2 protein-coding genes are annotated in these 11,840 nt (G+C 63.9%); one reads left to right on the top strand and one right to left on the bottom strand.

Annotation, left to right across the window (positions count from 1 at the left end):
- Window positions 1–149: 149 nt before the first annotated feature.
- Window positions 150–11,276 carry a retention module-containing protein gene (locus AC0IW7_RS09450; protein WP_471817391.1) on the top strand — a complete coding sequence of 3,709 codons (11,127 nt, stop codon included), beginning with the start codon at window positions 150–152 and terminating at the stop codon, window positions 11,274–11,276.
- Between the two features lie 117 nt (window positions 11,277–11,393).
- Here the strand turns inward: AC0IW7_RS09450 and AC0IW7_RS09455 are convergent, their stop codons facing one another.
- Window positions 11,394–11,663: a hypothetical protein gene (locus AC0IW7_RS09455; protein ID WP_471817393.1), complete on the bottom strand. Its 270-nt coding sequence runs from the start codon at window positions 11,661–11,663 to the stop codon at window positions 11,394–11,396.
- Between the last annotated feature and the right edge of the window lie 177 nt (window positions 11,664–11,840).

An 11,840-nucleotide genomic window follows, 5' to 3' on the forward strand; every position in this document is an offset into this window, starting at 1 on the left:
GTAGTTTTTTGACGTCATGGCTTTTTGATGCAAATCATCGTTGCCTAACTTTCGGCGGGTTTTTCGTATTCCTCAGGTTTTGAAAGGCGGTTGGCCCTTTTGAAAATGCGTGTCGACGGGTCGTTGGCAGCAGTAGTGAGGAAGGAATCATGGCTACGTTGATTGGTGTCGTCAGTAAAGTAATCGGCGAGGTCTTTGCGGTAGCGAGCGATGGATCGCGACGCGCGCTGACTGAAGGCGACCGCGTATACGCGGGCGAACAACTGGACACCGGCGCTCAAGGCGCCGTCGCCGTGGCACTGGCCAACGGCGGTGAACTGACCCTGGGCCGTGAAAGCAGCCTGGAACTGGATACCGCGCTGCTCAACGGCGGCAGCGGTAACGAGGTGATCGTTCAAGACCCCGTTGCACCGGCCACGCCGAGCCAGGACGACCTGACTGACGTTGAGCAACTGCAAGCGGCCATCGAGGCGGGCCAAGACCCGACCCAAGCCGGTGAAGCCACCGCTGCCGGCCCGGGTGCAGGCGCAGGCGGCCCCGGCGGTGCAGGCGGCGGCCGTTCCTTCGTGCTGCTGACCGAAGTCGGCGGCGCCGTGACCCCGAACATTGGTTTCCCCACCGAAGGCCTGGCGCGCGGCCCCGAGTTTCCCGATCCCGACCCGGCAGCCCGTAACCTGCCTGATCCTGCTGCCCCGGATGGCGACCCCGACGCCGGCACCGTGTCCATTTCCCTCGACGAAGACAGCGACCTGCCCGGCAGCATCGAAGGCAGCCCGTACGGCGACGACCAGCCCGGCGTGCCGGCTTCGCTCAGTGGCAGCCTGGGTTATAACTTCGGGCCGGACGGTCCGGGGGCGTTCGCCTGGAACGCGGTGGATTTGTCTGGCATCACCTCGCAAGGTCAACCGCTGGTGGTGGTTATCAGTGCCGACGGCCTGACGCTCACGGCCCACCAAGGCGGCGCTGACGGTCCGGTGGTATTCACCGCCACCAACACCAATCCGCTGACCGGCGCCTTCGACTTCAACCTGGAGTTGCCGCTGGATCATCCAGTGGCCGGCGCCGAAGACACGCTAAACCTCAACCTCGATTACACCATCACCGACGGCAACGGCACGCCGAGCACCGGCACCCTGGCCGTGGGCATCAACGACGACAGCCCCGAATTGAATACCGGCGGTGAGGGTTCGCCGTTCGTGGGCGGCACCGTCCATGAAGACGCGCTGAGCCAATTGCCGGCCAGCGGTCAGTCAGGTCTTCCGGGCGTGGCGGTTGCCGCGCCCTACGAGGGCAACAACGAAGACGGCGATGCGCCGGGTTCCGACAGCAACCCCGCGCAGACCGTGAATGTCGGCGTGGAATCCGGCCCCGGCTCGCTCACCAGTCTGGTGAACTTTGGTGCCGATGGCATTGGCAGCTTCGGCCTGGTCGGCACCGCTGCCGCCACCGCCGTGCTCGATGCCCAGGGACTGACCTCGGGCGGCGTGGCGTTGACCTATTCCGTCGTGGTGTCGGCTGACGGCAGCTACACCACACTCACCGCCAGCGGCCCCGGCTACGACGTGTTCACCCTGCAAGTGGGCGCCGATGGCAGTTTCAATTTCACCCTGCAAGGGCCGCTGGACCACGCGCTCGCCAATGGCGACGACGGCGAGCTGTTCGGCAATGGCAACGTGCTGGGTATCGACTTCACCGGCCTGCTGACCGCCACCGATTTCGACGGCGATCCGGTGCAAGGCTTCGGCACGGCCGGTGGCCTGTTTGTGATCAACATCGAAGACGATGTGCCGACCATTGGCACCGTGGGCACCGAAGCCCAGCTGCAAGTGGATGAAAGTGATCTGGGCGCCAACGCCTCGGCCAACTTCAGCGATGCATTCAACGTGCAAGCCGGCGGCGATGGCCTGCAAAGCGTGAGTTACGAGCTGACCGTCAGTGACCCGGCCAGCGGCCTGGTGGACACCGCCAGCGGCGAGAACGTGGTGCTCAGCGTTAACGCCGGCGTGGTCGAGGGCCGTACCGAAGGCAGCAACGAACTGGTGTTTACCGTGAGCGTGGGCGCCGACGGCACCGTGACCCTCGATCAGATTCGCCCCGTGGTCCATGACGACGGCAGCAACCCCGACGATGTCGATGTGCTCGGCAGCGGCCACATCAACCTGGTGGCCACGGCCACTGACGGCGATGGCGACACGGCCAGCGGCAGCCTCGACCTAGGTAATGCCATCAGCTTCCGCGATGACGGCCCAAGCATCACCCCCGGCACCTTGGCCGGCATCGCCCTGGTGGTGGATGAAAGCGTGCTTTCGGTGGATGCCAGCGCTGATTTCAGCGGCGCGTTCACGCCCGTGTTTGGTGCCGATGGCGCCGGCAGCGTCAGCTATCAACTGAACGTCAGCACCCCCGGCGCCGACAGCGGCCTGGTGGACACCGCCAGCGGCGACGCCATCGTGCTGTTTAAAGAAGGCGACACACTGGTGGGCCGCGTCGGCGATGCCGGCGGCCCGATCTCCTTTACCGTAACGGTGAACGCAGCGACCGGCGTGGTCACGCTGGATCAACAGCGCGCCATCGTGCACGACCCGGACACCGGGCCAAATCAAACCACCGGCTTGCTCACCGATAATCTGGTGCAGCTGAGCGCCACCGTCACCGACAAAGACGGCGACAGCGCCACCGCCAACCTGAACATCGGCGGCACCCTGAGCTTTGCCGACGATGCGCCCATCATCGACCCGGGCACCGGCTTGCCGCCGGTGCTGGTGGTGGACGAAACCAACCTGAACGTCGACGCCAGCGCCGACTTCAGTGGCGCCTTTACGCCGCTGTTCGGCGCCGATGGCGCGGGCAATGTGGCGTATACCCTGAACGTCAGCGCACCGGGCGCCGACACCGGCCTCGTCGATACCGCTAGCGGCAACGCCATTGTGCTGTTCAAAGAAGGCGACCTGCTGGTTGGCCGCGTCGGCGATGCCGGCGGCCCGATCTCCTTCACCGTTTCGGTGAATGCGGCGACCGGCGTGGTCACGCTTGACCAACAATTGGCCATCGCCCACCTGCCCAACACCGGGCCGGACCAAGCCAGCGATTCGCTGTTGGGCAACCTGATTCAACTGACCGGCACCATCACCGACGGTGACGGCGACACCACCTCGGCCACCGTGAATATCGGCGGCGCGCTGAGTTTCGAAGACGATGCACCCACCGTCTCGCCAACCACGGCCACCGCCACACTGGACGACGAAGGCCTGCTCGGCGGCATCAACGGCGGCCCGGGCGATGTCGCCGGCGCGGCCACCACCACCAGCGGCACGCTGAACTTCGCCGCGGGCGCCGATGGCCTGCAAAGCATCGCGCTCACCGGGCCCAGCAGCCTGGGCACTGAGGCGGTGACCTCGGTGTGGGATGCCAGCACCAACACCCTGACCATCAGTTCCGCCCGTGGCGAACTGGTGCGCGTTGAGCTCACCAACCCGAGCACCGGCGCCTACACCGTCAGCCTGTTGCAACCGCTGATGCACCCCACAACCGGCACCGAAGACACCCTGCAGCTGAACGTCGGCTACACCGTCACCGACCGCGATAACGACCAGGCCAGCGGCAACCTGGCGGTCAATATCAACGACGACAGCCCGACCATTCAGGCGTCCGATCTGGGCGGCAGCTCGCAGGTCACCTTTAACGGCACCAGTGCGGGTTACGCCAGTAGCTATGGCTACTACACCAAAGGGCCGGATGGCTTGCCGGTCGACGGCAAAATCATCTGGGCCAACGTGCAGGACCAGACCGCCGGCGACACCGCCGACATCAGCAGCCTGGACCCCAGCACCACTGGTTTCTTCATCATTCCCAACGGGGCCAACGGCAACGCTGGCCTGGTAGACGGTGCGTCCGTCAGCTTCAGCCAAGTGGGCGGCAAGTGGGTGGCCTCGGTGGGCGGCGTGCCGCTGGTGGGCGACGATGGCGCCAATGTGCTGTTCACTGACGCCTCGCTCAACCCCGGCGGCTCGCACCTGCAAGACACCGGCAGCGCGGGCAATCAGAACTGGGAAGACCTCACCAACGGCTCCGACTACGACTACAACGACGTTGCCACCAACGTGACGTGGGGCTCGTCGTTGCAGCTGCAAGTGGATGAAAGCAACTTCGGCGCAGATGCCAGCGCCAACTTCGCCGGCACTTTCAACGTGCAGGCCGGTGCCGATGGCATCGCCAGCCAGACCTACAACCTCGGCGTGACAAACGCTAACTCCGGCCTGGTAGATACCGCCACCGGCGAGAACGTGATGCTCAGCGTCAACGCCAGCGGCGTAATCGAAGGGCGCACCAGCGGCAGCAACGAGTTGGTGTTCACCGTCAGCGTGAATGCCAGCGGCACCGTCACCCTCGACCAAATTCGCGCCATCGTGCACCCCACCGGTGACGCGGACGAAGCGGCGTACCTGGGCGCCGGGCATATCAGCCTCGGCTCCACCGTAGTAGATGGCGACGGCGACAGTGCCACCGCCACCGTCGACCTCGGCCAGGTCATCAGCTTCCGCGACGACGGCCCAAGCGTGACCAGCAATGGCACCGTGCTGCTCGACGACGACGCGCTGCCCAATGGCAATGCCGGCGGGGTCAACGATGACACCGACTCCTCCAACGCCAGCGGCACCTTGGCGCACAACTACGGCGCTGACGGCGCAGGCTCGATTCAGTGGCTCACCAGCGGCGCACCGGCTGGCTTCAGCTACGAAACCTCAGGCAGCGACTTGCTGGTCAAGCAGGGCGGCACCACGGTAATGACCGTGTCGCTGAACAGCAGCACCGGCGAGTACAACGTGGTGCAAAACGCGGCCATCGACCACGCCAACGCCGACGACGAAAACAACCAGGGCTTTACCTTCAACTACCAAGTCACCGACAAAGACGGCGACAAGGCCAACGGCACCCTGCAAGTGAACGTCGACGATGACACCCCCATCGCCAAAAACGACGTGGCTCAGGTGCAGGTGGCGCAGGGCCAAAGCTTCAACACCATGTTTGTGCTGGACTTCAGCGGCAGCATCGACAACAGCGAACTGAACACCATGCTCGCGGCGGTGAAAGCCGCAGCGCAGGCGTTGTTCAACGGCACCACTGGCGATGTGCACGCGCAAATCGTCGCGTTCTCCGGCGATGCCACGTCGTACCTGCCGGTGGATAACTACGCCGACTTCGCGGCGAAAATCGACAGCCTGAACACCAACCTGCCTGGCGGCGCACGGCCTTACAGCGGCTCGACCGACTTCAGCGACGCGGTGCAGGAAGTGGTCAATTCCTTTACCCCGATTGCCGGCGCCAGCAACCAGGTGTTCTTTATCAGCGACGGCAACCCGAACGAATCGCTCGGCCCTAACGGCGAGGCATTGAACCCGGCAGCCGCTGCGCAGTGGAACAACTTTGTTAATTCCAATGGCATTCAAGTCAGCACCATTGGCATCGGTGACGGCATTGCCACCGGCCCGCTGCAACAAGTGGACGTGGACGGCAACGGTGTACCGATTCTGGTCGACGGCTTCGGCTCGCTGATCGATACCCTGGTTGGCCAAGTGACCGGCGGCTTCGTCAACGGCAACGTGCTTAACGGCAGCGATGGCGCGGTGGGCGGCGGCGATGACGACAGCTTCGGTGCCGACGGCGCCGGGCGCATTCAGTCCATTGAAGTGAACGGCGTGACCTACACCTGGGACGGTGCCAACACCATCGACCCAAGCAGCGGCGCCAACATCGTTGGCAACCAGCTCAACAACATCGCCACGGGGCAGGGCGGCACGCTGTCGTTCAACTTCAGCACCGGCGCCTGGAGCTACACCGCGCCGAACACCATCGCCGGCGACAAGGTGGAAACCTTCACCTACACCATCGTCGACCACGACGGTGACCCGTCCAGTGCCAGCCTCACCGTGTACGTCGAAGATGCCTCGCCGATTGTGGCGCGCGTCGATGAAGACGAACTGGCCGGCGGCATCACCGACAACGACGGCACCTTCACCGTCGCCACCGGCAGCGTCGCCGACCTGAGCGCCGCTGGCAGTGGCGCGCAGTTCAGCCTGAGCAGCAACACCAGCGGCCTGGCTTCGGCCACCTCCCATGGCGTGGCGTTGGTGTACAGCGTGGCCGGCGACACCCTCACGGCTACGGCCGGTGCCGGCGGGCCGCAAGTGTTCACCTTGCAGGTGGCCGGCGATGGCGACTACACCTTCACCCTGAAAGCACCGCTGGACCACACCGCCGGCTCCGGCGACGACTCGCTGGTAACCCTGAACTTCGCCAGCCTGTTGCAGGCCACCAACGGCGTGAATGCGCTGCCGTTGGCCGGTGATTTCCTGGTGCAGATCGAAAACGACATTCCCACCATTGCCGCTGGCAATGCGGCAGCTGGTTCGCTGCAAGTGGATGAAACCAACCTGGCGGCCAACGCCAGCCAAAGCTTTGCCGGCGCCTTCACCGGCCAGTTCGGCGCCGATGGCGCGGGCAGCACCACCTATGGTCTGAACGTCAGCAGCGCCGGGGTTAACAGTGGCCTGAAAGACAGCGCCACCGGCAATGACATCCAACTGTACAAAATCGGCAACGACGTGGTCGGCAAGTACGGCGGCGCAGGCGGCACCACGGTGTTTACCGTGAAAGTGGATGCCAGCGGCGTGGTCACCCTCGACCAGGTTCGCGCCATCGCCCACACCCCGGACAGCGGCCCCGATCAGGCCGCCACCCTCAGCGCCGGCAACCTGGTGCAGTTGGTTGCGACCATCATCGACCACGACGGCGACAGCAGCAGCGCCACCCTCAACCTGGGCAACGCCATCAGCTTCAAAGATGACGGCCCCACCGTCAGCAGCAACGCCCCGGTGTTGTTGGACGACGATGCCTTGGCCAACGGCAACGCCAGCGGGATTGGCGACGACGCCGATTCGGTGAACAGCAGCGGCACCCTCGCGCACAGCTTCGGCGCTGATGGCGCGGGCTCGATTCAATGGCTGACCAGCGGCGCGCCGAGTGGCTTCAGCTACGAAACCTCGGGCACCTCGCTGCTGGTGAAACAGGGCGCCACCACCGTGCTCACCGTCACGCTCAACAGCGCCACCGGTGCCTACAACGTGGTGCAGAACGCGGCCATCAACCACACGCCGGGCGAGGCCGAAAACAACCAACCGTTCAACCTCAGCTACCAGGTCACCGACAAAGACGGCGACGAAGCCACCGGCTCGCTGAGCGTTAACGTCGATGACGACACGCCGCTGGCCAAAGGCGACATCGCCTATGTGCAGGAGGCCCAGGGTCAGAACTTCAACTCGGTGTTCGTGCTCGACTTCAGCGGCAGCATCGACAACAGCGAACTGAACACCATGCTCACAGCGGTGAAAACCGCTGCCCAGGCGTTATTCAATGGCACCAGTGGCGACGTGAAAGCGCAAATCGTGGCGTTCTCCGGCGATGCCACCGCGTACCCGACCTTCGATAACTACGCCGACTTCGCGGCGAAAATCGACAGCCTCAACTCGCAGATCGGTGGCGCTCGGCCTTACAGCGGCTCCACTGATTTCAGCGACGCGGTCACCAAGGTCATCAGTTCGTACACGCCGATTGCCGGCTACAGCAATCAGGTGTTCTTCATCAGTGACGGCAACCCCAACGAATCCACCGGCCCTGGCGGCGCGTCGCTGAGCGCAACCGTGGCGTCGCAGTGGACCAACTTCGTCAGCAACAACCACATCAACGTCAGCACCATCGGCATTGGCGACGGCATCGATACCGTGCACCTGCAACAAGTGGACGTGGACGGCAGCGGCGCGCCGATTCTGGTGGGCAACTTCGCCGGCCTGGTGGACACGCTGGTGGCGCAAGTCACCGGTGGGCTGGTGACCGGCAACGTGCTGCTGGGCAATAACGGCGCGGTCGGTGGCGGCGATGACGACAGCTATGGCGCCGATGGCGGCGGTCATATCCAGTCAATTCAAATCAACGGCATCACCTATGCGTGGGACGGTGCCAACACCATCGACCCAAGCAGCGGCGCCAACATCAGCGGCAATTCGCTGAGCAATATCGTCACAGCCGAGGGCGGCAAGCTGTCGTTCAACTTCAGCACCGGTGCCTACACCTACACGGCGCCGACCACGGTTACTGGCGACAAAGTGGAAAGCTTCCAATACACCATCGTCGACCACGACGGCGATCCATCCTCGGCCACGCTAACGGTGTACGTCGAAGACGCAGCGCCCGTGGTGGGCCGCGTGGAAGAAGACGAACTGCCAGGCGGCGTGCCCGATGGTGATGGCTTCGGCACCGTGGCCACCGGCAATGTCGGCGATCTGGTATTTGGCCCGGGCACCGCGCAATTCAGCCTGAGCAGCAACACCAGCGGCCTGGCCTCGGCCACCTCGCAGGGCGTTGCCCTGGTTTACAGCGTGGTCGGCAACACCCTGACTGCCACCGCAGGCGCTGCTGGCCCGCAGGTATTCACCCTGCAAGTGCAAACCGACGGCAGCTACACCTTCACCCTCAAAGGCCCGCTGGATCACCCGCTGGCCAATGGCGACGACACTGAAGCGCTGAGCCTGAACTTTGCCAGCATTCTCAAAGCCGTCGACGGCAGCAACAACCCAATGACCCTGGCGGGCGGTTTCCTCGTGCAGATTGAAGACGACGTGCCGACCGTCGCCCTCAGCGGCGCGCAAACGCCGACCTTGCAAGTGGACGACAGTAACCTGGCCGCGAACGCCACCGGCAACTTTGCCAACGCCTTTACCGTCAACCACGGCGGCGACGGTGCCGGCAGCACCACCTACAGCCTCAACGTCAGCTCGGCCGGCGTGGCCAGCGGGCTGAAAGATGCGGCCAGCGGCAGCGACATCCTGCTTTATAAAGAAGGCAACGCCATTGTCGGCAAAGTCGGCGGCGCGGGCGGGGCGACTTCGTTCACCCTCACCGTGAACGCCAGCACCGGTCAGGTCAGCCTCGATCAAGCCTTGGCGCTGCAACATTCGCCAGACACCGGGCCGAACCAATCGACCACCTTGAGCGCCGCCAATTTGGTGCAACTGGTGGCCACCGTCACCGACCACGACGGCGATACCGCCAGCACGGCGCTGAACCTGGGCAACTCGCTGAGCTTCCTCGACGACGCGCCAACCGCTGCCAACATCGTGCAGAACGGCCAGGCCAGCACCGCGCTCAATACCAACCTGATGATCGTGCTCGACGTCTCCGGCAGCATGGACAACAACGCGGGCGTCGGCGACATGAGTCGCCTGGACGTGGCGAAGAATTCGCTGCTGGAATTGTTCGAGCAATACGATGCGCTGGGCGATGTAAAAGTCAGCCTGGTGTCGTTCTCCACCAACGCCACCACCGAAGAAGTGTGGGTAAACATCGCCGACGCCAAGGCCGCGATTCTGGCCCTGCAACCGGCCGACTCGACCAACTTCGACGCCGCGCTGATTGCCGCGATCAACGCCTACGGCCAGCCCGGCAAGATCGCCGTCGGCAACGTGCAGAACGTCGCGTACTTCCTCTCCGACGGCGAACCCAACGTTCCCAACGGTGATGCCGGCATCTCCAACGCCGCCGGCAGTGCCAGCGGCTGGCCAACGCCGTACTCCAACGGCGGCGCGTCGGAAGAGCAGGCGTGGGTCAACTTCCTCAACGCCAACAACGTGCGCTCGTATGCCTTGGGCATGGGCACCGGCAGCAGCGTCGGCGGCTTGGACCCCATCGCCTACAACGGCGTCACCCACACCAACACCGGCGGCCAGGTGGTGAGCGACCTCAACAACCTCACCTCGGTACTGGTAAGCACGGCGCAGGCTTCACCGCTGTCGGGCAACCTCACCAGCGGCGGCAGTTTTGGTGCTGACGGCGGCTATGTGCGGGCGCTGACCGTTGACGGCAAAACCTTCACCTACGACAAAACCGCCAACAGCGTCACGGCCACGGGCGGCGCGCCGTTCACTTACAGCTCGGGCATTCTCACCCTGGGCCTGGCCTCAGGCGGCAGCCTGGCGGTGAACGTCAACAGCGGCGCGTACACCTTCTCGCCGCCGAGCGTGATCAGCACAGCCATTGCCGCGAGCATCGTCTTCACCCTGATCGACCTGGACGGCGACACCGCCAGCGCCGCGCTGAACATCGCCATTGATGCCGGCCAGGCCCCGATGGTGGTGCGCGACGACTTGGTGCTCAGCAACGCCGCCGCCCAGAGCGGCGACGACCAGATCAGCATCCCCACCTGGGCACTGCTGGCCAACGACACCGGCCCAAGCCACAACCTGCTATCGATTATCGCGGCCGGTAATGCCGTGGACGGCAACGTGAACCACACCGCTGGGGCGCAAGTATTCGGCGAAGAAAACGCCACTGCGCGCGATGGCGGTAGCTTCACCTACACCGCCTCGATTGATGGCCATGCCGCGCTGGATACGGCGGTGGTCACGGTTGATCGTACTCAGTCTGGCCAAGGTACCCTCGACGGCACCTTCCGCAACGAAGTGCTGCTGGGCCGCGAAACGGCAGACACCCTCAACGGCAATGACGGTGACGACATCCTGCTGGGCCTGGGCGGCAACGACACGCTAAACGGCGGTGAGGGCAACGACATTTTGGTCGGCGGCCTCGGCAACGATGCGCTTAATGGCGGCAACGGCATAGACACCGTCAGCTACCACGACGCCACCGGCAGCGTGACCGCCATCCTCACCGCAACGGGCGGCTCGTCCTCCGGCGCGGCGGGTGCCGATACCTTCAGCAGCATCGAAAACCTGATCGGCTCCGACTACGCCGACACCCTGACGGGTAACGGCCTCAGCAACTACATCCACGGCGGCGCCGGCAATGACACCCTCAATGGCGGAGCAGGCAATGACGTCCTCGTCGGCGGGCTTGGCAATGATTCGCTGACGGGCGGCACCGGCAACGACACCTTTGTATGGGAGAAAGGCGGCCTCGGTGGCACCGACACCATCAACGACTTCCACGTTGACCTAAGCGGCAACAGCTCGGACGTGCTCGACCTGTCGCAACTGCTCTCGGGGGTGGCGCAGGCCGGCAATGCCCTGGACGACTACCTGAGCTTCAACTTCGGCGGCGGCAATACCACCATCGGTATTTCCACCACCGCTGGCGGGCCGGCTCAGCAATCGGTGGTATTGAGCGGCGTGGATCTTTCCAGCGGCGCTTACTACGGCAGCACCGATGCGGCGACGGTCATCAACGGCATGATCAGCGACCACGCCCTGAAAACCGACACCGTCTAACCCGTTGTTCCTGACTTGGGCCCGCTTCGGCGGGCCTTTTTTTGCCCACGGTTTACGTCCCCCAAAAACGACTACGGGCAGCTCGAAGGCTGCCCGTAGGGTGTTGCGTGTGATGCCTTAAGCGGTCATCTGCCAAGGCTCAAGGTAGTAACCTTGTTTGTTCAACTCATCGCGTGACTGCTTCAGCAAACGCTCGAGTTGGGTTGGATCGGTAAACGCGCTGCTGGCCACTTGAGTACGGCCGAGCAGGCGGGTGTTGGTGCGGTCGATAACAGAAAAATTCAACTCACCTTTGCCATCTTGCGGCGCCCAGGCAACACATTGAAAAGGCTGAAAAGCGCGGTGAGCAATCAACAAAGCTTCGTTAACACGGAGCGGGGTAGTCATGGGGTCGTTTCTCCGATGGGTCCCAAACAGTAAGCGGCCGCTGGAGCGAATCTTCGCTACTGGGGCCTTCAGGAGTGTTGATGGCCGGAGCTGACCTTTGAGTCACAATAAGGTCGCTGAAATGATGAAAAACGTCGCAAATGTGAACGGTGGCGTGTTCGCGAGCAGATTTCGTGG

Source organism: Pseudomonas sp. AC229, assembly GCF_979254655.1.